The organism is Streptacidiphilus sp. EB129 (assembly GCF_041262645.1).
Lineage (GTDB): Bacteria > Actinomycetota > Actinomycetes > Streptomycetales > Streptomycetaceae > Streptacidiphilus.
Map to the genome: position 1 here is coordinate 396,220 of NZ_JBGCCS010000002.1, position 21,636 is coordinate 417,855.

The 21,636-nt window shown below is 73.6% G+C and carries 18 protein-coding genes; 6 read left to right on the top strand and 12 right to left on the bottom strand.

Annotation, left to right across the window (positions count from 1 at the left end; genetic code table 11):
* Positions 1 to 185: 185 nt before the first annotated feature.
* From hflX to miaA, 5 genes are all read right to left on the bottom strand, one after another.
* Entirely contained in the window at positions 186 to 1,706 is a 1,521-nt protein-coding gene (hflX, locus tag ABH925_RS03965) for a GTPase HflX (protein ID WP_370145354.1), read from the bottom strand.
* A gap of 27 nt (positions 1,707 to 1,733) precedes the next feature.
* A complete protein-coding gene (locus tag ABH925_RS03970) occupies positions 1,734 to 4,175 on the bottom strand; it encodes a bifunctional (p)ppGpp synthetase/guanosine-3',5'-bis(diphosphate) 3'-pyrophosphohydrolase (protein WP_370145355.1) in 2,442 nt (813 codons plus the stop codon).
* 207 nt (positions 4,176 to 4,382) lie between these two features.
* On the bottom strand, positions 4,383 to 5,288 hold the full coding sequence (dapF, locus tag ABH925_RS03975; protein ID WP_370145356.1) for a diaminopimelate epimerase: 906 nt from the start codon (positions 5,286 to 5,288) through the stop codon (positions 4,383 to 4,385).
* Between the two features lie 43 nt (positions 5,289 to 5,331).
* Positions 5,332 to 5,793 carry a hypothetical protein gene (locus ABH925_RS03980; RefSeq protein ID WP_370145424.1) on the bottom strand — a complete coding sequence of 154 codons (462 nt, stop codon included), beginning with the start codon at positions 5,791 to 5,793 and terminating at the stop codon, positions 5,332 to 5,334.
* A 298-nt stretch (positions 5,794 to 6,091) separates the two neighbouring features.
* Positions 6,092 to 7,051, bottom strand: a complete 960-nt coding sequence (miaA, locus tag ABH925_RS03985) for a tRNA (adenosine(37)-N6)-dimethylallyltransferase MiaA (protein WP_370145357.1) — start codon at positions 7,049 to 7,051, stop codon at positions 6,092 to 6,094.
* A 140-nt stretch (positions 7,052 to 7,191) separates the two neighbouring features.
* Between miaA and ABH925_RS03990 the strand changes: the two genes are divergently transcribed.
* A complete protein-coding gene (locus tag ABH925_RS03990; protein WP_370145358.1) occupies positions 7,192 to 7,458 on the top strand; it encodes an antitoxin in 267 nt (88 codons plus the stop codon).
* A 31-nt stretch (positions 7,459 to 7,489) separates the two neighbouring features.
* Here the strand turns inward: ABH925_RS03990 and ABH925_RS03995 are convergent, their stop codons facing one another.
* Both ABH925_RS03995 and miaB read right to left on the bottom strand, forming a co-directional pair.
* Positions 7,490 to 8,188: a hypothetical protein gene (locus tag ABH925_RS03995; RefSeq protein WP_370145359.1), complete on the bottom strand. Its 699-nt coding sequence runs from the start codon at positions 8,186 to 8,188 to the stop codon at positions 7,490 to 7,492.
* Between the two features lie 24 nt (positions 8,189 to 8,212).
* Positions 8,213 to 9,730, bottom strand: coding sequence for a tRNA (N6-isopentenyl adenosine(37)-C2)-methylthiotransferase MiaB (gene miaB, locus ABH925_RS04000; protein WP_370145360.1), 1,518 nt, complete (start codon positions 9,728 to 9,730; stop codon positions 8,213 to 8,215).
* Between the two features lie 133 nt (positions 9,731 to 9,863).
* On the opposite strand from miaB, the gene ABH925_RS04005 reads away from it, so the two are divergent.
* Entirely contained in the window at positions 9,864 to 10,901 is a 1,038-nt protein-coding gene (locus tag ABH925_RS04005) for a TAXI family TRAP transporter solute-binding subunit (RefSeq protein WP_370145362.1), read from the top strand.
* On the opposite strand, the gene ABH925_RS04010 is transcribed toward ABH925_RS04005, so the two are convergent.
* The 4 genes from ABH925_RS04010 to ABH925_RS04025 form a co-directional block, all read right to left on the bottom strand.
* The gene (locus ABH925_RS04010) at positions 10,880 to 11,836 is read right to left on the bottom strand and encodes a MerR family transcriptional regulator (protein ID WP_370145426.1); all 957 of its coding nucleotides are present in this window, start codon (positions 11,834 to 11,836) and stop codon (positions 10,880 to 10,882) included. The genes ABH925_RS04005 and ABH925_RS04010 overlap by 22 nt on opposite strands.
* A gap of 58 nt (positions 11,837 to 11,894) precedes the next feature.
* On the bottom strand, positions 11,895 to 12,941 hold the full coding sequence (locus ABH925_RS04015; protein ID WP_370145363.1) for an alpha/beta fold hydrolase: 1,047 nt from the start codon (positions 12,939 to 12,941) through the stop codon (positions 11,895 to 11,897).
* 196 nt (positions 12,942 to 13,137) lie between these two features.
* Complete coding sequence (locus ABH925_RS04020; protein ID WP_370145364.1) at positions 13,138 to 14,550, bottom strand: ATP-binding protein; 1,413 nt, start codon at positions 14,548 to 14,550, stop codon at positions 13,138 to 13,140.
* Complete coding sequence (locus ABH925_RS04025) at positions 14,550 to 15,281, bottom strand: response regulator transcription factor (RefSeq protein WP_370145365.1); 732 nt, start codon at positions 15,279 to 15,281, stop codon at positions 14,550 to 14,552. Before ABH925_RS04025 ends, ABH925_RS04020 begins: the two co-directional genes overlap by 1 nt.
* A gap of 246 nt (positions 15,282 to 15,527) precedes the next feature.
* Between ABH925_RS04025 and ABH925_RS04030 the strand changes: the two genes are divergently transcribed.
* From ABH925_RS04030 to ABH925_RS04045, 4 genes are all read left to right on the top strand, one after another.
* Positions 15,528 to 16,325 (top strand): amino acid ABC transporter ATP-binding protein, encoded by a 798-nt coding sequence (locus ABH925_RS04030; RefSeq protein ID WP_370145366.1) that lies wholly within the window; start codon positions 15,528 to 15,530, stop codon positions 16,323 to 16,325.
* A gap of 278 nt (positions 16,326 to 16,603) precedes the next feature.
* A complete protein-coding gene (locus tag ABH925_RS04035) occupies positions 16,604 to 18,337 on the top strand; it encodes an FAD-dependent monooxygenase (protein WP_370145367.1) in 1,734 nt (577 codons plus the stop codon).
* A gap of 628 nt (positions 18,338 to 18,965) precedes the next feature.
* Positions 18,966 to 19,499, top strand: coding sequence for a cysteine dioxygenase (locus tag ABH925_RS04040; protein ID WP_370145368.1), 534 nt, complete (start codon positions 18,966 to 18,968; stop codon positions 19,497 to 19,499).
* Positions 19,493 to 19,960, top strand: coding sequence for a rhodanese-like domain-containing protein (locus ABH925_RS04045; RefSeq protein ID WP_370145369.1), 468 nt, complete (start codon positions 19,493 to 19,495; stop codon positions 19,958 to 19,960). Before ABH925_RS04040 ends, ABH925_RS04045 begins: the two co-directional genes overlap by 7 nt.
* Before the next feature lie 146 nt (positions 19,961 to 20,106).
* On the opposite strand, the gene rny is transcribed toward ABH925_RS04045, so the two are convergent.
* Positions 20,107 to 21,525, bottom strand: a complete 1,419-nt coding sequence (rny, locus tag ABH925_RS04050) for a ribonuclease Y (RefSeq protein ID WP_370145370.1) — start codon at positions 21,523 to 21,525, stop codon at positions 20,107 to 20,109.
* Positions 21,526 to 21,636: the final 111 nt, after the last annotated feature.

Genomic DNA, 21,636 nt, shown 5'->3' on the forward strand with positions numbered 1-21,636 from the left:
GCACACCCCCTCGGGTGACGCCCCTTCGGTCCGACTAACGATCCAGAGGCGCGGCAATCACGCTTCGCGAGCCCAAAAAAGTCGGCAGCACAAAAGCAGCACGGCGGCCGCCGGCCGCCGTGCTGCTTTCTGTCCTGCCGTTCCTGCCCGGCCGTCCCACCCGGCCTTCCGTCCGCGACCCGGGGTCAGCCGAACTGCGCGACCAGCGGCGCCTGGGCGAAGCGGGCCAGCTCGGCCGCCAGATCGGGCAGCACCCGTGCCACCAGTACAGTGCCCTCGCCGGTGTGCTCCTCGGACAGCACCTCGCCGTCCTGGTGCACCCGGGAGACCAGGTCGCCACGGGTGTACGGGACCACCGCCGACACCTCGACCGAGGGCCGGGGCAGCTGCTCCTCGATGAGCCGCAGCAGTTCGTCCATGCCCTGACCGCTGCGGGCGGACACCACGATGGCGTGCGGCTCGCGGCGGAGCAGCCGCTGCAGCACGTCCGGGTCCGCCGCGTCGGCCTTGTTGATCACCACGATCTCCGGCACCCGCTGCGCGTCGACCTCCACGATCACCTCGCGGACGGCGGCGAGCTGGGCCTCCGGCTCGGGGTGCGAGCCGTCGACCACGTGCAGGATCAGGTCGGCGTCGGCGACCTCCTCCATGGTCGAGCGAAAGGCCTCGACCAGGTGGTGCGGCAGGTGGCGGACGAAGCCCACGGTGTCGGCCAGGGTGTAGACCCGGCCGCCGGGGGTCTCCGCGCGCCGGACCGTCGGGTCCAGGGTGGCGAACAGGGCGTTCTCCACCAGCACCCCGGCCCCGGTGAGCCGATTGAGCAGCGAGGACTTGCCGGCGTTGGTGTAGCCGGCGATGGCGACCGAGGGCACCTGGTTGCGGCGCCGCTCCTGGCGCTTGGTGTCCCGGCCCTTCTTCATGTCCGCGATCTCCCGGCGGAGCTTCGCCATCTTCTCGCGGATCCGCCGGCGGTCGGTCTCGATCTTGGTCTCACCGGGACCGCGGGTGGCCATCCCGCCGCCCGAGGAGCCGGCGCCACCGCCACCCATCTGCCGGGACAGCGACTGACCCCAGCCACGCAGGCGCGGCAGCATGTACTGCATCTGCGCCAGCGAGACCTGTGCCTTGCCCTCACGGGACTTGGCGTGCTGGGCGAAGATGTCCAGGATCAGCGCGGTGCGGTCGACAACCTTGACCTTGACCACGTCCTCCAGGTGGATCAGCTGCCCGGGGCTCAGCTCGCCGTCGCAGACCACCGTGTCGGCGCCGGTGGCCAGCACGATGTCGCGCAGTTCCCTGGCCTTGCCGGAGCCGATGTAGGTGGCCGGGTCGGGCCGGTCGCGGCGCTGGATCAGACCGTCGAGCACCTCGGAGCCCGCCGTCTCGGCCAGGGCGGCGAGCTCGGCCAGGGAGTTCTCCGCCTCCTCGACCGTCCCGTCGGTCCAGACGCCGACCAGTACCACCCGCTCCAGCCGGAGCTGCCGGTACTCGACCTCGGTGACGTCCTCCAGCTCGGTGGAGAGCCCGGAGACGCGGCGCAGGGCCGCACGGTCACTGCGGTCGTACTGGTCGCCGTCGTAGTCGTTGTCGAGGTAGCCCCCGCCCATGCCCTCGCCGAGACTGCCCGCGAGGTCCTCGTCCATCAGTGCTTCCGCCCGCTTGTTCGCAGTGCGGGAAGCGTCGCGGGTGTCGTACGTGGAGGTCATTGCATCCTTAGGGCCGTGATACCTGGATCATGCACTGTCGGAGGACGAGGGTTCCGTCCCCTGCAGGGAGAACGCCGCAGGCCGTCCGGTGATTCCCGGTCCGCGCCGTCCCGAGGTCGATGGTCGCACGGGCGCCACGGAGCAGTCCTCCCCTTTTCCTCTGCCCGGCCCGTCGGGGCGGTACCCGTCGGCGCCGTGACTTTCCTGTCCCGTGTTCTGCGGGCCGGCCCGGTACACGTCGTAGACGCCGGCCACCCGCAGCATGGCCCGCATCAGCTCGGGCAGGACGCCGGGCTCGGGCAGTTCCACGGTGTAGCTGTGCCGGACCCGGAGCTCCTGCGGCGGGTCCACCGAGGCGGAGACGATGTCGACGCCCATCGCGGACATCGCCGCGGTGAGATCCGCCAGCAGCCTGGGCCGGCTGAGCGCGTCGGCCCGGACGGTGACCAGGTAGCCCAGCGGCTGGACGTCCTTGGCCCAGGCCACCTCGACCGGCGCCCGCCCGCCCCGGGTCATCCCGCCGCCGGTCGGGCAGTCCCTGCGGTGCACCGCGACCAGGCCGCCGCCCCGGACCGCGAAGCCGAGCAGCGGGTCCGGCGGGACCGGGGTGCAGCAGCGGGCCAGCCGTACCGAGGCGTGCGGCAGCTCGCGGACCACCACGGCCGCCCCGCGCGCGGTGGCGATGTGTCCGCCGACCCCGGGGCGGGTGCCGGCCGGCGCGGGCGGCCCGGCCTGCGGGAGCGCTCTGGACTGGGCCAGCGACTTGGCCTGCGGCAGCGGTTTGGCCTGCGGCGCCGCGTCGGCGCCGTCCGCCGCCGCGGCCTCCGGGTGGTCGGCCAGCCAGCGTTCGATGGCGATCCTGGCCGCCGCGCTGCGGGCGTGGCTGAGCCATTCGGGTGAGGGGCCGCCGGGCCCGTCCGGGTCGGTGAGCACGTCGACCACGTCGCCGTCGTGGAGCTGCGTGGACAACGCGGCGAGCCGCCCGCCGAGCCGGACGCCGATACATCGGTGGCCGACGTCCTCGCCGAGCGCGTAGGCCACGTCCACGCAGCTGGAGCCGGCCGGCAGCTGCAGCGTCCGGCCGCCCTCGGTGACCACGGTGAGCTCGCCGTCGCCGGAGAGGTCGGCGGTCAGCGCGGACCAGAAGGTGTCCGCGTCCGGGGTGTCCCGCTCCCAGTCCAGCAGCCGGGAGAGCCAGCCGGGGCGGGCCGGGTCGGTGCGGTCCAGCTCGTCGCGCTCGCCGGGCTCCTCGCCCTCGCGCACTCCCCGGCCGCCCAGGGCGACCACGCCGAACTCGGCCACCCTGTGCATCTCCCCGGTCCGCACCAGGACCTCGACCAGGTCGTTCTGCTCGGTGCTGACGGCGGTGTGCAGTGACTGGTACAGGTTGAACTTCGGCGCGGCGACGAAGTCCTTGAACTCGCCCGGCAGCGGCGACCAGCAGGTGTGCAGTTCGCCGAGGACCGCGTAACAGTCGGCGTTCTCCTCGACCACCACCAGCAGCCGGCCGAAGTCGCAGGCCCGCAGCTCACCCCGGCGGAGCCGGGCCCGGTGCACCGAGACGCAGTGCCGGGGCCGGACCGTCACCTCGGCCGCGATCCTGGCCTCGCGCAGCTGCCGCCGCAGCGCCCCGGCGAACTCGGCCAGCGGATCACCGCCCTGCTGCTGGGCCGTCTCCCGTGCGCCGATCAGGGCGCGGGTCGCCGCGTACTCGTCCGGGTGGAGGGTGGCGAAGACGATGTCCTCCAGCTCGGTCTTGACCACCTGGATCCCGAGCCGCTCCGCCAGCGGGATCAGCACGTCCCGGGTGACCTTGGCGATCCGCGCCTGGCTGGCCGGCTTCATGTGCCGGATGGTCCGCATGTTGTGCAGCCGGTCGGCGAGCTTGATCACCATGACCCGGACGTCCTCGCCGGTGGCCAGCAGCATCTTGCGGAACGTTTCCGCCTCGGCGGCGGCGCCGAAGTCGACCTTCTCCAGCTTGGTCACCCCGTCCACCAGATAGGCCACCTCGTCGCCGAAGCCCTCGCGCACCTGATCCAGCGTCACCGCGGTGTCCTCGACCGTGTCGTGGAGCAGCGCGGCGACCAGGGTGGTGGTCTCGGCACCGAGCTGGGCGAGGATCATGGTGACGGCGAGCGGGTGGGTGATGTACGGCTCACCGCTCTTGCGGGTCTGGCCGCGGTGGCTCGCCTCGGCGACCTGGTAGGCGCGGTCCAGCGGCAGCAGGTCGGCCCTGGGATGGTGCGCGCGGTGGGCGCGGACCACCGGTTCCAGGGCGTCGGCGAACTGCGGGCGGCTGCCCGCCAGCAGGGCGGCGAACCCGGCCCGGCCCAGTCCGGACCTGCCCCGGGCACGCTTCTGAGTGCCCTGCCGGCCGGACGCCGGCAGCGAAAGACGGCCGCTGAGCGGCGCTGCGGCCGGGACGACGGCCGGGACGACGGGAAGACCACTGGCATCGACGTTCATGCGCACCTCCGGCAGCGATCACCGGAGTGGCTCGGCACCCCGATGGTCCATGCTAGCCAGTGCAACACGCTCGGCGACGCCGCATGTTCCCTATGTCATTGTGATCACTCGTTTGGGGGATTTGAACTGGCCCGATTCCGGTAAGACTTCTAGGTTGCCCCGAAGCCCGCTCCCAGCCACCTCCCCAACCACTGCCCCGACGTGCCGTCAGCCGGCCAGCCAGGCCTCGTCCAGCTCTCCCTCGGCGAGGACGACGGCGGGTCCGGTCATCTCGATCTCGCCGTCCACCCGCTCGGTGATCAGCAGCCGTCCGCCGAGCACGTCGACCGTGTAGGTCACCGGCTGCCCGGTCACCGCCGGATCGGTGCCGTCCCTGCGAGCGGCGGCGACCATCACCGCGCAGGCGCCGGTGCCGCAGGAACGGGTCTCCCCCGAGCCGCGCTCGTGCACCCGCAGCGCCACGTGCCGGGGCCCCCGGTCCACCACGAACTCCACGTTCACGCCGGTCGGGTAGGCCTGCGCCGGGGTCACCGACGGCGCCGTCAGCAGGTCGCCGGCCTGGTCCAGGTCGTCGACGAAGGCCACCGCGTGCGGGTTGCCCATGTTGACGTTGACGGCGGGCCAGCTGCGCTCCCCCACCGTGACCGTGACGCCCTCGGTACCGGGCAGGACCGCCCGTCCCATCCGCACCGTCACCGCGCCCGGCCCCTCGGGCCCGTCCGGCGCGACGTAGGTCTGCCGCACACCGGCGCGGGAGGCGATCGCCAGCTCCCCCGGCTCGGCGAGCCCGGCCAGCACCAGGTACCGCGCGAACACCCGGACCCCGTTGCCGCACATCTCGGCGACGCTGCCGTCGGAGTTGCGGTAGTCCATGAACCACTCGGCCTCGGCGGCCATCGACGCGGCCTCGGGGTGCGCGGCCGAGCGCACCACGCGCAGCAGCCCGTCGCCGCCGACTCCGGCACGGCGGTCGCACAGCCGGGCGACCAGCGCCGGCGGCAGATCCACCGAGCCGTCCGGGTCCGGAACGATCACGAAGTCGTTCTCGGTGCCATGCCCCTTGAGAAAGACCAAACCCTTGAGAAGACGCCCGTCCCTGATGATCTCGTTCACCGCTCCATCGTAGAGCGGGCGGGGCAGGACCTGACAGCTCGTGTCAGCCGCTGATACCGGAGACCCGCCACAGCCCGAGGGCCAGCAGCGACAGGGCCAGCGCGGTGTAGACCAGCAGGGCCCGCCAGCCGGCCCGGCGGCCCGATCCCTGCCGGGGCAGCCCCGGCCAGGCGTAACCGGCCCGGCGCGCGGCCATCGCGCCCCAGCCGGCGGAGGCGGCGGTCAGCAGCAGTCCGAGCATCCCGACCAGCGGCCCCCCGGACTCGAAGGCCAGCGGGAAGGCGAACATCAGCGAACCGAGAACGGCGAGCCCGACGATGGGCACGAGCTGCCACAGTCTCAGCCGCCGCTCCGGGCGCAGTTCGCGCTCCATGAAGCGGCCCTCGTCGGCCGGCTCGGCCGGCGGAAGCGGTGTCAGTTCCGGGAGTGAGAACGCGTCCGAGCCCCACCCGGCGGAGCCGAACGACTCCTCGGGCAGCCGATGGGTCTCGGGGCCGGTATCCATCGACACGCGGCCTCCCTGGCAGTAAGTGCCGTTGCGGAACTGCTTCGGCGCGATGGCTCTCTCTGAGCTTGATGATGGCACGTACGCCTCACCTCACCACGCTCTCAAGGCCCGGATCGGTGATCCGTGGCCATCACGTGATCAGCCCGTAACCGCCCACCTACCGTGCGCGGGTGGCGCATGGGGCTTCTGTGGACGAGCGGTGCGTGACCGGTGGGGGGCGCGCGAAGCGCACGCCCCCGTGGTGCCGGCCCGACGCCCGACGCCGTTCCGGACGGGAGCCCGTCGATCATCCGCGTCAGTGCCCCCGGATCAGCTCCAACGCGGTGCGCACCAGGGCCTGCGGGCTGTCCCCCTCCTCACCGCCGAGCCAGTGCACCCGGGGGTCACGGCGGAACCAGGACTCCTGGCGGCGCGCGAAGCGCTTGGTGGCGCGCACCGTTTCCTCGCGCGCCTCCCCTTCCCCGCACTCGCCGGCGAGCTGCGCCAGCGCCTGCTGGTAGCCGAGCGCCCGGGAGGCGGTCCTGCCCTCGCGCAGGCCCACGGCGGCCAGCGCCTCGACCTCGGCCACCAGCCCCGCCTCCCACATCCGGTCGACCCGCACGGTGATCCGCCGGTCCAGCTCCGGTCGGGGCACCCGCACCCCGATCTGCACGGCGTCGTAGACCGACTCATGGCCCGGCAGATTGGCGGTGAAGGGCTTGCCGGTGATCTCCACCACCTCCAGTGCCCGGACGATCCGGCGCCCGTTGCTGGGCAGGATCGCCGTCGCGGCCGGCGGGTCGAGCTCGGCGAGCCGGGCATGCAGCAGCCCCGGGCCGCCGGCTTCCAGCTCGGCCTCCAGCCGGGCCCGCACCAGCGGATCCGTGCCGGGGAAGTCGAGCTCGTCGATCGCCGCCCGGACGTACAGCCCCGAGCCGCCGACCAGCACCGGCGTACGGCCCTGCGCCAGCAGCGCGTCGATGGTCGCGCGCGCCATCCGCTGGTACTCGGCGACGCTGGCGGCCACGGTGACGTCCCAGACGTCCAGCAGATGGTGCGGCACGCCCTGCCGCTCCGTCATGGTCAGCTTCGCGGTACCGATGTCCATGCCCCGGTAGAGCTGCATGGAGTCGGTGTTGACCACCTCGCCGCCGAGTTCCTGGGCCAGGGCCACGCCGAGATCGGACTTGCCGGCGGCGGTGGCGCCGACGACGGCGACCACACGGGTCGCGGCGGGGACGGGGCCGGGAGCGGGGCCGGCAGCTGAGGTGTTCACGTCCGCATTCTCCCAAACCCGGGGCGCTGCCCGACCAGCCGACGCCGCCCGCTCGTTCGGCGCACAGCCCGGACGCGGCGCGGGGGCAGCTCGTACCCTGTAGTCATCTATGGGCGATATGTCCGCTGAAAGGAGCCGCCATGAGCGTCTCGGACAGTCTCAAGGGCGCACTCGACCACGCCAAGGAGAAGGCCACCGATTTCGCCGGGAAGCACAGCGCAGCCATCGACAGCGGACTCGACAAGGTCGGCGAGTTGGCGGACAAGGCCACCAAGGGCAAGTACAGCGACAAGATCAACACGGGTCGCGACAAGGCCAAGGAGGCGCTGGAGCACGTCGGGGGCGACAAGCACCCCACCGCCGGCGAGACGGTCGAGCAGCCACCGGAGACCCCGGCGGCCTCCTGAACCGACGGTCTCCAGGGCCGGCGTGGCCCGGTCAGCTCCAGGCGGCGACGAAGTAGCCCACGCCGTACGGCGCGTCCGCGTACAGCAGCTTCGCCGAAAGGCCGAGCCCGGCGGCCGCGGCCGTGAGCACCTGCCACGGGGCCCGCCCCGAGGCCATCAGCTCGAACGCCAGGTGGTCGTCGAGGGCGGACAGCTCGCCGCCGGCGTCGGCGCCGGCCAGGCCCCTGGCGACCGTCTCGTCGAACGCCTCGGACCGTTCGTCCAGGTAGCCGGGGGCCTTGAGCGAACGCCGGGCGCTGCCCTCCCCCAGCACCAGCAGCCCCACCCGGGTGGCCGAGCCCGCCAGCCGGACGCCGTTGGCCGCGCACAGTTCGGCCTCCAGGTAGTCGGGCACCCCGAGCCCACGGGCGTCACCGCGCCATCCGCTGCGCTCCAGCAGCCAGGCGCCGACCGCGAGCGAGGACGGCAGCGGCTCGGACGACCGCCCGGGGCCGAGCGTCACGGCGCGCCCGACGCCGTAGGGCTGGAACGAGCCGACCCCGCCCTCCTCGAAGACACCGTGCTCGGCGGCCGGGCCGACCACCCAGACCAGGTCGGGCTCCGCCGCGAGCACCGCGCCGATCGCGGTGTCGCAGGCGGCGCGCAGACCGTCCAGTTCGGCGGCGGCTCCGGCGGCCAGCTCGGGCAGCAGCAGGGGCGGGCAGGGGCAGACGGCAGCGGCGACCAGCATGGTTCCGACCCTACCCGGCGATCACTACCGGCAGCTCGGTGCGTCGGACACCGGGAGCGGCGCGGGGACGCCGATGCCGGGCAACCCGAGCAGCACCCCGGCCGGCCTGGCGGCGGGCGCGTTCTGCCGGCGCTCCCAGGCGTCGCCCGCGGCGGTCCGGCGTACCGCCAGCGGCGCGCCCTCCGCCAGCAGGTGGTGCGGCGCGGCGTAGGTGATCTCCACTGTCACGACGTCACCGGGCCGGACGCCGTCGGACGGGCGGGTGAAGTGCACGAGCCTGCTGTCCGGGGCCCGCCCGGACAGGCGGTCGGTGTGCTGGTCCTTGCGGCCCTCGCCCTCCGCGACCAGGACCTCGACGGTCCGCCCGACCTGCTTCTTGTTCTCCTCCCAGGAGATCTCCTCCTGCAGGGCGACCAGGCGCATGTACCGCTCCTGGACCACCGCCTTGGGGATCTGCCCCTCCATGTCCGCCGCCGGCGTACCGGGGCGCTTGGAGTACTGGAAGGTGAACGCCTGGGCGAAACGGGCCTCGCGGACCACGTGCATGGTCTGCTCGAAGTCCTCCTCGGTCTCACCGGGGAAGCCCACGATGATGTCGGTGGAGATGGCCGCGTCCGGCATCGCCGCGCGGACCCGCTCGATGATGCCGAGGTAGCGCTCCTGGCGGTAGGACCGCTTCATGGCGCGCAGCACCTGGTCGGAGCCGGACTGCAGCGGCATGTGCAGCTGGTGCATCACGTTGGGGGTCTCCGCCATGGCGGCGATCACGTCGTCGGTGAAGTCCTTGGGGTGCGGCGAGGTGAACCGGACCCGCTCCAGGCCCTCGATGGACCCGCAGGCGCGCAGCAGCTTGCTGAACGCCTGGCGGTCGCCGATGTCCTGGCCGTAGGCGTTGACGTTCTGGCCGAGCAGGGTGACCTCGACCACGCCCTCCGCGACCAGCGCCTCGATCTCGGCGAGGATGTCACCGGTGCGCCGGTCCTTCTCCTTGCCGCGCAGGGCCGGCACGATGCAGAAGGTACAGGTGTTGTTGCAGCCCACGGAGATCGAGACCCAGGCGGCGTAGGCGGACTCGCGGCGGGTCGGCAGCGTGGACGGGAAGACCTCCAGCGACTCCAGGATCTCGACCTGGGCCTCCTCCTGGACCCGGGCGCGTTCCAGCAGCGCGGGGAGGTGCCCGATGTTGTGGGTGCCGAAGACCACGTCGACCCAGGGGGCCTTCTTCACGATGGTCTCGCGGTCCTTCTGCGCCAGGCAGCCGCCGACCGCGATCTGCATCCCGGGCCGCACCGCCTTGACCGACGCGAGCTGACCGAGGTTGCCGTAGAGGCGGTTGTCCGCGTTCTCGCGCACCGCGCAGGTGTTGAACACCACCACGTCGGCGGTCGCGCCCGACTCGGCCCGGCTGTACCCGGCCTCCTCCAGCAGCCCGGACAGCCGCTCGGAGTCGTGCACGTTCATCTGGCACCCGTGGGTGCGCACCTCGAACGTCCGGTGAACGGGTACGGCGGTCGGGTCGGCGGCGGTGGCGGTCTCAGTCACGCCCCCAAGGGTAAGCGCTGCGCCGCCACGGCTTCACGGCCCGGACCGGCCGCCCGCGCCACCGGCCGGTTCTCCGCAGTCCGGGTCCTCACGGCACTGTCGCGGCGGCGACATGTTTGGCAGGATCGCGCGCATGCGTGAATCACTGGCCTGCCTCGCCGGGGAGCTGCCCCGGGTGCTGCGGATGCGTGCCGTCCAGGTGCTGGCCGTGCTGGTGACGCTCGCCATGGGCGGGGTCGGCTGGTGGCTGAACACTCCGGGAGGAGTGGACTACCCCACCGGGAGCTACGGCCTGGCGACCGGATCGGCAGGCGGTGTCTACGCCCTCTACGGCACGCTGTTCAAGCCGCGGGTGGACCACGACCTGCCAGGAGTGGTGCTGCGGCTGGACGCGAGCGAGGGCGGTCCGGACAACCTGCGCCGCGTGGCCACGGGGCAGGACACCTTCGGGATCGCCACGGCGGACGCGGTGGCCCACTACAACGGGCCGGACGGCGAGGACCTGCGTGCCCTGGGGCGGCTGTACGACGACTACGTGCAGCTGGTGGTGCCCTCGGACTCCTCCATCCGCACCGTGGCCGACCTGCGCGGCAAGCGGGTCGGAACCGGCCAGCCCAACTCGGGGGTGGCGCTGATAGCGGACCGGGTGCTGCGGGTGTCCGGCATCGACCCGGAGGGGCACCAGCTGACCGAGGTGCCGGTGGGGATCGACGAGGCGCCGCAGCAGCTCCGCGAGGGAAAGATCGACGCGTTCTTCTGGTCCGGAGGACTCCCCACCCAGGCCATCACCGCCCTGACCGCGAAGGCCCACGTGCGGCTGGTGCCGCTGGGCGGGCTGGCCACGCCGCTGGACGACCTGGCCGCGAAGGAGGACCCGGGGGCGCGCAACACCCAGATCTACCGCACCTCGACGATTCCGGTCAGCGCCTACCCGCAGACCGACAAGGACGAGGCCGTGTCGACGATCGCGGTCGCCAATCTGATGGTGACCCGGGACGACGTGTCGATGGGGCTGGTGCAGCGGGTGACCGAGTCGGTCATCGCGAGCCGGGACGAGATCGGCGCCTACGTCCACTCGGCGCAGCTGGTGGACATCCGGTCGGCGATCTACACCGACCCGCTGCCGCTGGCCGAGGGGGCCCGCCGCTACTACGTCTCGGTGAAGCCCTGATCGCAGCCGACGTGGTCGGCCAGGGCCTCACTGGCGGTCAGCTCGCTCTGCAGCAGGTCGCGCAGCGGCCCGTCGCCGGACAGCTCGACCGCCGCGCGCAGCAGCCGGGTCGCCTCCAGCCGCATCGCGCGCCCCAGTTCGGCGTCGACCACGGCCTGCGCCAGCGGCCGCAGCCGGCGCACGGTGCCGACCGCCTCGCCGGCCTCGGCGTCGCTGAGATGGTGTCCCGCGTAGCGGGCGAAGACATGGACGGCGCTGAACTCCACGAAGCGGCGGGCCATGCCGCCGGTGGCCCCGCGCACCTCCTCCAGGTGGGCGATGATCGCCGGCAACGGGACGCCGAGGGCGTGCAGTTCGACGGCGACGCCGAGCAGGGCGGGGCTGGGGACCACGAACGCCTCGCCATCGACGCCATCGACGGCGTCCACCGCGTCCCCGGCGTCCACCCCGACTCCGGCGTCCCCTCCGGCTCCGACGCGGGCCGGGTCCGACGGCCGGTCCGGCCGGAGCACGCCGAGGCGGAGCGCGTGGGCGATGGACTCCCGGTCCTCCACCCCGTGGAAGGCCGCGACCAGTTCGGCGCGGGTGAGCCGGGTCGGCGTCTCGTCCGTCCAGGGCCCGGTGACCTCGGCGACCAGACCCAGCACGCCGCCGAGGCCACGTCCGCTCTCCCAGGCGTCGAGCAGCTCCTTGATCCCGGCCAGGGTGTGGCCCCGGTCCAGGAGCTGGGCGATCAGCCGGAGCCGCTCCAGATGGGCCTGCTCGTAGACGTTGGCGCGACCGCGACGGTCGGCCGGCGGCAGCAGTCCGCGGTCCTGGTACGCCCGGACGTTGCGGACGGTGGTGTCGGCGGCGCGGGCCAGGTCGTCGATGCGGTACTCGACCGGTCCGGCCGGGCCCGAGCCCTGCAGGCGCGGACCGCGCTGCTGCGGCACCGTCGTCACGTTGCGGTCCTCCACTCCTCGGGCCCCGGTTCGCCCGAAGCCGCGTATGTCAGCGCGGAACTGAGCGTATCGGTTGGTCGGGCGCCGACCCGCCGCCGGTCCGGCCCGCCTCCTGACCGTCGCCGGGCGCACCCGCACGGTCGGAGGCCGCGCCGCCCCGGGACGCCGCCCCGGGGCGTACCGAGGGCACGCTGCCGTCCCGTACGGCGTCCACGAAGGTGCTGATCCACTCCGCCAGCTGGTCCGACCGGGTCAGCGGCAGCCAGTGCCCGGCGTCCACGGTGCGGCGGCGCAGCACCGGGGCCCAGCGGTCCAGGTCGTCGTAGAGGTGCCGGGAGAGATAGGGGTCCCTGAGCGGGACCACCAGTTGTACCGGGACCGTCGCCACCCGGTCGGTCCGGGGGTGGCGCAGCCGCTCGCGCATATTGGCGCGGTAGAGCCAGGTGCCGTTCGCGGCGTCCTCGGACAGGGTGTCGGACGGGCGGTCGTCGGCGAGCGGCAGCCGCTCCATCGCCCGGCGGACCGCCGGCCAGTGCCGGCCCAGCGGTCCGCGCCACAGTGCCTCGGGGACGCGCGGCAGCTGGAACGACAGGGCGTACCAGGAGCGTGCCCCCTGCCCCGCGGCCTGCATCAGCCGCCGGGCGGTCGGCCGGTGCAGCCGCTCGCGGAGCCAGAGTCCGAAGTGGTCCAGGCAGGGTCCGGAGATGCTGGTGAACGAGGCCAGTCCGCCCTGCAGCCGGGGCGAGGTGACGAACTCCCAGCTCTGCACCGACCCCCAGTCATGGCCGACCAGGTGCACCGGACCGTAGGGGGCGAGGGCGTCGAGGACCGCGAGGAAGTCGTCCTCCAGCCGCTCCAGCCGGTAGCTGTCGGCGGTCGGCGCCGGAGCGGTGGAGCGGCCGGCACCCCGGACGTCGTAGGCGACGACGTGGTAGCGGGAGCAGAGCCGGGACATCACCGGCTCCCAGACCTCTCGGCAGTCGGGGTAGCCGTGCAGGAAGAGCAGCGTGGGGCGGGTCGGATCACCGGCTTCGACGACTGCGAGGCGCACCCCGTCCGGCGTGATGACCTGGTGCTCAGTGGCTCCCGGGATCATCGGGCTCCCTCCGGTGCGGCGGCGCTGCACATTCCCATCGGTCAATGTGTCAGTGGTTACTGGCGCGGTCAAGGAGTCCCGCCGGATACACCGCGCCCGCGACCCGGACCACCCGCGCCGACGATCCGGGACCACCGCCCGCGCGGCTCCCCGACCCCTCCCCCCACCCCCTGCCCGACCCCCTCGCCGGCGCGGGTCACCCGGGCTGGACCGCCGGAACGGCCAGCGTCACCGCCAGCCCGGTCGGCTCGTTGGGGGTGAACTCCAGCGCGCCGCCGGACGCCGTGAGGAGGGTGCGGGCGATGGCCAGGCCGAGGCCGGAGCCGTCGACGTTCTGGTGCCGCGGGCTGCGCCAGAAGCGGTCGCCGACCCGGTCCAGCTCCTCCTCGGTCAGTCCCGGACCCGCGTCGGTCACCACCACGGCCGCACGTTCCGCGTCGGCCGTCACGGTGACCGTGACCCGGTCGCCGCGCGGGGTGAACTTCAGGGCGTTGTCCACCACCGCGTCCAGCGCGCTGCCGAAGCCCACCGGATCGGCCATCCCCAGTACCGGTTCCTTCGGCAGCCGGCCCACCAGCACGACGCCGCGCTCGCGGGCCAGCGGGGCCCAGGCCTGGACCCGGTCGGCGGTCAGCCGCGCCAGGTCGGTGCGCTCGGCTCCCTGCCCGGCGTGCTCGGCCACGGCCAGGCCCAGCAGGTCGTCCAGCACCCGGGCGAGCCGGTGGCCCTCGACCCTGACGCCGGTCATCTCCGCCTCATGGCCCTCGGGCAGCTCCATGCCCATCGCCTCGACCCGGAGCATCAACGCCGCCAGCGGATTGCGGAGCTGGTGCGAGGCATCCGCGACGAAGGCCCGCTGCTGGTCGAGCACCTGCTCGACATGGTCCGCCATCTCGTTGAACGCGCGCGCCAGTCGTCGCAGTTCGGGTGGCCCGCCGGCCGGGGCGACCCGGGACGCGAGCCGGCCGGTGGCGATGTCGTGGGTCACCTTGTCCAGGTCCTGGACCGGTCGCAGCACCCAGCCGGTGAGCAGCACCGCGGCGGCCACGGCGACCAGCACCGCCACCGCCTCGCCGCCCGCCAGCAGCAGCCAGCCGTGCAGGATCCGCGACCCCAGCGCCCCGGTCGGCGACTCGATGACGACCACCGCCACCACGTCCCCGTCCCAGACCACCGGCGAGGCGACCACCAGGCGGCGGTTCTGCTGCCAGGGCCAGGACTGGGACGGATCCTGGCTGCGTCGCCCGTCGAGAGCCTCCCGGAACGCCTCGGCCGAGTCGCCCCGCGAGGCGTCGGTCCAGTCGGCCGGGTCGGCGGTGACCGGCCGGCCGTTGATCTGGAACACCCCGGCGCGGATCCCGTACACCTCGTAGTAGCGGCGGACCTCCGTCTCCAGGGTGTGGACCTGCTCGTCGGCGCTCGCGGTCGGGGCACCGGCCTGCTCGGGCGGGTTCTGCGCGAGCGCGGCGAACCGCGCCGTGTCGTCGATCCGGTCCACCAGCAGCTGCTGCTGCTGAGCCGCGGCCTCGCTCACGGCGAGCGGCAGGCCGAGCGCGACCAGCACGCAGGCCATCAGGGCCAGCAGGATGCCGAGCAGCCGGGTGCGCATCAACCAGCTGCCGCGTCCGGGGGGACGACCAGCCGGTAGCCGATGCCGCGGACCGTCTCGATCAGCGCCGGCACGGCCAGCTTGTGGCGCAGCGAGGCGATATGGACCTCCAGGGTGCGCGAGGTGCCCTCCCAGCTGCTGCGCCACACCTCGCTGATGATCTGCTCGCGGCGGATCACCACGCCCGGGTTCTGCGCCAGCAGGGCCAGCAGCTCGTACTCCTTGCGGGTGAGCGCCACCTCGCGGTCGTGCACCAGCGCCTTGCGGGCGGCCGCGTCCAGGCGCAGACCGCAGGCCCGGCGCAGCTGGTCGGCCGGATCGTCGGCGGAAGCGGCCGCGGACGCCCCGGCGGACGGCTGCGGCGGAGCGCCGCGGCGGACCACGGCGTGGATCCGCGCCAGCAGCTCGCCCATGTCGTAGGGCTTGACCACGTAGTCGTCCGCCCCGAGGTTCAGCCCGTGGATGCGGGAACTGATGTCGGTACGGGCCGTCACCATGATCACGGGGATGCCGCCGCGGCGCCGGATCTGGCCGCAGACCTCGAACCCGTCCCGGTCGGGAAGGCCCAGGTCGAGCAGCACCACCCGGTACGGGCCGCGGCCGTCGGGCACCAGGGCGTCCAGCGCCTCGTTGCCGGTGCGGGCGTGGCGCACCTCGAATCCGTGCTTGCTGAGCACGGTCACCAGGGCAGCCGCCACATGGTCGTCGTCCTCGACAAGGAGCAGGCGCATGTCGTCTCCTCCTGGGGATGCAGCGATTCCGGTCCTGGGATGCACCCCATCCCGGTTGTGTCCTCGCGGTCAAGACCTCCCCCGGCCGGCGGGCCGACTGTTATGGAGCTGCGATGAATCTCCCAAGGAGTTCCTCAAATCCCGCTCAGAAATCCGATCACCGGCCCGGACCAGGCATATTGTCGTCAGCAGAGATATTGATGACGGCCGGGATCCACCGGTGGCCTGCGACGCGAGGGAGCGGTGATGACGCCGGGGGGCGCGGGGCAGCTGCCGCTCATCTCGCTGCGCGGGGTGAGCAAGCGCCACGGCCTGGTGCAGTCACTGGACGGGATCGACCTGGAACTGGCCCGCGGCGAGGTGGTCGCGGTGCTCGGGCCGACCGGCGCCGGCAAGACCACGCTCTGCCGCACCCTCAACGGCCTGGAGCGGATCGACGCCGGCGCCGTCACCGTGGCCGGCACCCCGCTGCCGCAACGCGGCCGCCGGGCCGCGCGGCTGCGGCCCGAGATCGGCCTGGTGGACCACATCCCGCAGCTGCTCGCCCACCTCACCGTGCTGGAGAACGTGAAGGCGGGCCGGATCGGGCGGTGGATGCGGCTGCGGCACGGGCTGGTGGCGTCCTCGGCCGCGGCGGTGGAACGCAGTGCGCTGGCGCTGCTGGACCGGGTCGGCCTGGCCGAGGCGGCGGAGCTGTTCCCCTGGGAGCTGTCCGACGGCCAGCAGCGCCGGGTCGCCATCGCCAGGGCGCTGGTGGCCGGGCCGGAGCTGATGGTCTTCGACGAGACGACGCTGGACCTCGCCCCGTCCGAGACCGGGGAGGTGCAAGGCGTGCTGAGCGCGCTGGCCGCGGACGGGGTGGCCATGGTGCTGGCCGCCGGGGAGTTCGGGGAGTTCGGCTTCGCCCGCTCGCTGGCGGACCGGGTGGTGTTCATGTCCGGCGGCCGGATCCTCGAACAGGCCCCGCCGGAGGAGTTCTTCACCATGCCGCGCACGGCCCGGGCCCGCGCGTTCCTGGCCGGCGGCCCCGGCCGGAACCGCTGACCGGTCCGGCCCGGCGCGCGGCTCCGGCAGCCGGTCGGCGCACCCTCGCAGGGCCCGGTCCCGCGCCCCGGCGGATCCCGTCGAGGGTGCCGCCGACCATGGAGGCGAACGCCCCGCGCGGGCCCGCGCCGGCGGCCTCGCCGCACTACGGCGTGAGCCGGGGCGCGCCACGAACGGGCGCGCCCCCGGCGCTGCTTGACGATGGACCAGGCGATCTGTTGCAGTGACACCATGACGGGCCCAGGCCATACCGACTTCACGTCCACGGACAGGTGACCGTGGACCCTGTGATCATCGCCGGAGCCGGTCCGGTCGGTCTCGCGCTGGCGCTCGCCCTGGCCCGGCACCAGGTGCCGACCGTGGTGCTGGACGAGGGCCCCGGGGTCTCCCCCGAGAGCGCGCGCTCGACCGTGCTCCGGGCGGACACCACCGACTTCCTGACCCGGGTCGGCTACGCCAGGGTCGCCGCCGACGGCCGCGCCTGGACCTCCTGGCGGACCCTGCGCCGCAACCGCGAACTGCTGCACCTGCCGCTTCCCGGCGACGAGGTGCTGCACCTCTCCCAGCACCGGCTGCAGCGCGGGCTGCGCGACGCGGTCTCGGCGACCCCGCTGATCGAGCTGGTGCACCACTCCGCGGTGACCGAGATCGAGCAGGACGCCGACGGCGTCAGTGTGCACGCGGCCGGGACCTGGTGGCGCGGCAGTCACCTGGTCGGCTGCGACGGCCCCCGGTCCACCGTGCGCAAGCAGGCCAGACTGCGCTTTCCCGGCCGGGCGGCCGCCGACCACTACACCGTGGCGACGGTCCGGGTCGACCTGCCCTTCCCCGGCGAGGCCCGGCTGCACCGGGACGCGCCGCAGCTGCCGGACCGCCGCGGCGGAGTCAGCCGCGAGGTCACCGCGCGCCCGCTGCCGGACGGCGTCTGGCGGCTGGACTGGCGACTGCCGGTGCGGCAGCCGCCGCTCACCCCGGACGCGCTGGTCGAACAGCTGCGGGCGACCCTGGCCGGCTGGAACGACGGCGCGGTGCCGCCGTACGAGCTGGTCTCCACCGCGGACCACATGGTCCAGCAGCGGCTGGCGACCCGGTTCCAGGTCGGCCGGGTCTTCCTGGCCGGCGACGCAGCCCACCTGCTCGGCTCGCTGGGCATGCAGAACCTGGACGAGGGGCTGCGCGACGCCGACAACCTGGCCTGGAAGCTCGCCCTGGTCTGGCACGGCTGCGCCACCGAACAACTGCTGACGACCTATCAGCAGGAGCGGCGGGAGGCGGTGATCTCCCGGCTGCGGGCGGTGGACCAGGCGATGCCGCTGCTGCAGCCGAGCACCCCGCTGCTGGAGGCGCGCCGCAGCCTGCTGTCGGGGTCGCTGCGCCGCAACGCCACCCTGCTCTCCGACGGCTCACTGGGACGCGGCCGCCTCGGCGCCGCCCCGGCCTACCCCTCGCCCGGCGCGTCCGGCCGCAGCCGGCCGGCGCTCAGCCCGGCGCTCTCGCCCACCAGCCCCGGGGTGCTGGTCCACAATGTGCCGGTGGTCACCACGGACGGCAGCCCTGACCGGCTGCGGGCCCGGCTCGGCCGGGGCTTCCTGGTGGTGCTGGTCGCCCCGGGCACCGGCGTCTGGGCCAGCGAGCACTGGCTCGGCGCGGGCCTGATGCCGCGGCTGACCGAGGCCACCGAGGCGCTGCCGCTGCCCGCCGAACTGCTGGTCGCCGAGTCCTATCCGACGGCCTCCCCGCACACGGTGCTGCTGGTCCGGCCGGACGGCCACCTGGTCGCCGCGCTGCACGGCTGCCGCCCGGACGACCTGTGGGCACTGGCCGACCGGGCCCGCGGCGGCGGCTCCGAACTGCCCGTTCCGCGCGCCGACGGCGACACGGCCGGGGGCGGCGGGGACCGTGGCGCCCGGGACGGTGGCGCCCGGGAAGCTGCCAGGAGCCGCAACGCCGGAGCAGCCATGACCGACCGGTCCAGCCGGGTCCCGGCCGACCAGGCCAGGGCCCGTGCCTGACGGCCGGTCAGGGTTGACGATCATCGGACCGCATGCTTCACTGACGCGCATGCAGCAGCGCAGGTGGCTCCGGCCACTCGGAATGTCGGCTGAGAGCCCGGGTGAAGCCCCCCGGGACGTCGGCACGCTGCCTGCCCTCGGAATGACCGTTGTGCGCCTGGTGCGTCGTGCCCACCTGGACCTGGTCCGGTACCTGGGCGCGCTCTGTACACCCGCCTGACCGGCCTTCCGCTTCCCGGATCACCCTCGGCACCGCTCCGCCGTCACCGCTGACATCGCGGCGCTGACCTCGTGCCGGCGCCGGCACCCACGTCGGCGAGGGCCTCGCGTGCGGCGCCGACCCTGTGTCGGCAACGGCCTGGCAACGGGCGATCATCCGGGATCATCCCGATCCGCTGCGCCCACCTCACCGTCGCGGCACCGTCCGTGGCGGCACCGTCTGCCGCCGGTTCAGCACCTCTCCGTCCGTCCCGGCCCCTCCGGTGCCGTGGCGCGGGTCGCCGTACCGTCGCGCGTCCATCCCTCCGCCCGCACTCGCTCCGGCCCGGTCCGCGGTCGCCGCCCCTTGCTCCCGCAGTGCCGCTCTCCCCCTTCGCCCCGTACCGCACCCGTACCCCAGGGACGCCACATGTCGATCACCCACTCCCGCAGTCCCGCGCCCACCCGCCGGCTCGCGCCCACGCTCGGCGACCTGCTCGACTTCGCCAGACGGACAGCGGCCGACCCCGGCGCACTGGCCCGGCTCCGCATCGATCCGACCGAGCGCACCTGGCTGCGCGTGGACGGGCCGATGGGCAGCGAGGCCTGGCTGATCGGCTGGCCACCGGGCTCGGAGACCGGCTGGCACGACCACGGCGGTTCCAGCGGCGCCTTCGTCACGGCCAGCGGCGAACTCAGCGAGCTCTCCCTCGGACTGCCCATCCCCACCGCCGGCTGGCGCAGCCTGGAACTGGAGCAGGGGGTGGACCGCCGCCGGAGCCTCCCGACCGGCCGGGGCCGGTCGTTCGGACCGCACCATGTGCACCAGGTGGTCAACGCCTCCGAGCAGGAGCACGCCGTCTCGGTGCACGCCTACTACCCGCCGCTGCCCAGCGTGCGGCGCTACGCCCGCACCGGCGATGTGCTGCGACTCGCCCTGGTCGAACTGCCGGCGGAGTGGTGACCGTGAACCTTCCCCTCGGGGTGGACGAACTGCTGGACCGGGAGCGGGCCCACCTGCACCGGCTGACGCCGGATCAGGCCGCACGGGCCGTGGAGGACGAAGGAGCGCTGCTGGTCGACATCCGCTACGGCGCGCTGCGCGACCGGGACGGCGTCATCCCCGGGGCGGTGATCGTGGAGCGCAACGAACTGGAGTGGCGGCTGGATCCGCACAGCGCGCACCGGATCCCGCAGGCCACCCGGCACGATCTGCCGGTGGTCGTGGTCTGCAACGAGGGCTACGCCTCCAGCCTTGCGGCCCGTTCACTGCAGGCGCTGGGACTGCGCCGGGCCACCGACCTGGTCGGCGGCTTCCAGGGCTGGGCGGCGGCCGGCCTCCCGGTGACGCCGCCCGTCCCGGGCCGCCCGTCCGTCCCGCACCCCTCGATCGCCGCGATCGGCGACCGCCCCGACAGCCAATGACGCGGCACCGAGCCACACAGGGCCAAACCGTCCGGGGGCGCACCGTCCGGGCTGACAGCTCGGCTTCGCAGGGGGCACCACCGGACCGGCGGACATCGCCCGGTCAGGGCCGAGCGGTCAGGACCGAGCGGTCAGCGGGCGAGCGGTCAGCGGGCGAACTCGGTGGCCCGGCTCTCACGGATCACCGTGATCCGGATCTGCCCCGGATAGGTCAGCTCCTCCTCCACCTGCTTGGCCACGTCCCTGGCGATGACCTGCGCCTGGAGGTCGTCCACGGCCTCCGGCAGGACCATCACCCGGACCTCGCGGCCGGCCTGCATGGCGAAGACCTTGTGCACCCCCTGGTGTCGGCGGGCGATCTGCTCCAGTCGCTCCAGCCTGCGCGCGAACAGCTCCAACGACTCCCGCCGGGCCCCGGGGCGGCCGCCCGAGCAGGCGTCCGCCGCCTGGGTCAGCACCGCCTCGACGGTCCGCGGATCGACCTCGTTGTGGTGCGCCTCTATGGCGTGCACGACCTCCTCCGACTCGCCGTAGCGGCGGGCCAGTTCCGCGCCGACCACCGCGTGGCTGCCCTCGACCTCGTGGGTCAGCGCCTTGCCGACGTCGTGCAGCAACGTGCAGCGCTTGACCAGCACCGGGTCCACCCGCAGTTCGGCGGCCATCATCCCGGCCAGGTGCGCGGACTCCACCAGATGTCCGAGCACGTTCTGGCCGTAGGAGGTGCGGTAGCGCAGGCGGCCGAGCAGGCGCAGCAGTTCGGGGTGCAGGTCGCCGACCCCCACCTCGGCTAGGGCGTCCTCGGCGGCCCTGGCGCAGAGCCGCTCCACCTCGACCAGGCTGCGCGCGTACTCCTCCTCGATCCGCAGCGGGTGGATCCGCCCGTCCGCGATCAGGGCCTCCAGGGTGAGCCGGGCGACCTCCCTGCGCACCGGGTCGAAGCAGGACAGCAGCACCGAGGACGGGGTCTCGTCGATCACCAGGTTGACCCCGGTGACCGCCTCGAAGGAGCGGATGTTGCGCCCCTCGCGGCCGATGATGCGGCCCTTCATGTCATCCGCCGGCAGCGCCACCGCCGTCACCACCACGTCGGCGGTCTGCGCCGCGGCCAGCCGCTGCACCGCTGTGGCGACGATGTCGCGGGCCCGCGCCTCGCCGTCGGCCCGCGCCGCGCGCTCGATCTCGCGGACGATCCGCACCGCGTCGCGCTTGGCCTGCTCCTCGGCCGCACGCACCACCTCGGCCCTGGCCTGCGCGGAGGTGAGCCCGGCCACCCGCTCCAGGGCCAGCCGCTGCTCGGACTCGGCGAGGACGGCCGCTGCGCGCAACTCCTCACGCCGGCGGACCAGGACCGCCTGGGCCTCGGCGGCCTCGATCGCGGAGGCATGCAGCCGGCGCTGTTCCTCGTCCAGCCGGATCTCGCGCTCGGCGTTACGCTGCTCGCGTCGCTCCCACTCGTCATGCAGTCGGCGGAGCTCCTCGCGGCTGCGTCTCAGGCGGGATCCACCGACGGTGAGCACGGCTGCCGCCAGAACGAGAGCGGACAGCACGAAGAGCGCGATCTCCATCGGACCTCCCCTGCAGGCTTCCCTGCTCCGAAGTGCCCGGAGTGATCCCGCACTGGTTGCGAGGCTAGGTCCAGGTTACGAAATGGTCAAGATGGCGATCGTCCTGACCAC

Excerpts from the sequence above, each read along its gene's own strand:
- ABH925_RS04005 (WP_370145362.1), top strand. The coding sequence starts at position 9,864 with ATGCGTGAATCACTGGCCTGCCTCGCCGGGGAGCTGCCCCGGGTGCTG.
- ABH925_RS04030 (WP_370145366.1), top strand. The coding sequence starts at position 15,528 with ATGACGCCGGGGGGCGCGGGGCAGCTGCCGCTCATCTCGCTGCGCGGG.
- ABH925_RS03995 (WP_370145359.1), bottom strand. The coding sequence starts at position 8,188 with ATGCTGGTCGCCGCTGCCGTCTGCCCCTGCCCGCCCCTGCTGCTGCCC.
- ABH925_RS03980 (WP_370145424.1), bottom strand. The coding sequence starts at position 5,793 with ATGGATACCGGCCCCGAGACCCATCGGCTGCCCGAGGAGTCGTTCGGC.
- rny (WP_370145370.1), bottom strand. The coding sequence starts at position 21,525 with ATGGAGATCGCGCTCTTCGTGCTGTCCGCTCTCGTTCTGGCGGCAGCC.
- ABH925_RS04025 (WP_370145365.1), bottom strand. The coding sequence starts at position 15,281 with ATGCGCCTGCTCCTTGTCGAGGACGACGACCATGTGGCGGCTGCCCTG.
- ABH925_RS03990 (WP_370145358.1), top strand. The coding sequence starts at position 7,192 with ATGAGCGTCTCGGACAGTCTCAAGGGCGCACTCGACCACGCCAAGGAG.
- ABH925_RS03970 (WP_370145355.1), bottom strand. The coding sequence starts at position 4,175 with ATGAACGTCGATGCCAGTGGTCTTCCCGTCGTCCCGGCCGTCGTCCCG.
- ABH925_RS04020 (WP_370145364.1), bottom strand. The coding sequence starts at position 14,550 with ATGCGCACCCGGCTGCTCGGCATCCTGCTGGCCCTGATGGCCTGCGTG.
- ABH925_RS04040 (WP_370145368.1), top strand. The coding sequence starts at position 18,966 with ATGTCGATCACCCACTCCCGCAGTCCCGCGCCCACCCGCCGGCTCGCG.
- ABH925_RS04015 (WP_370145363.1), bottom strand. The coding sequence starts at position 12,941 with ATGATCCCGGGAGCCACTGAGCACCAGGTCATCACGCCGGACGGGGTG.
- hflX (WP_370145354.1), bottom strand. The coding sequence starts at position 1,706 with ATGACCTCCACGTACGACACCCGCGACGCTTCCCGCACTGCGAACAAG.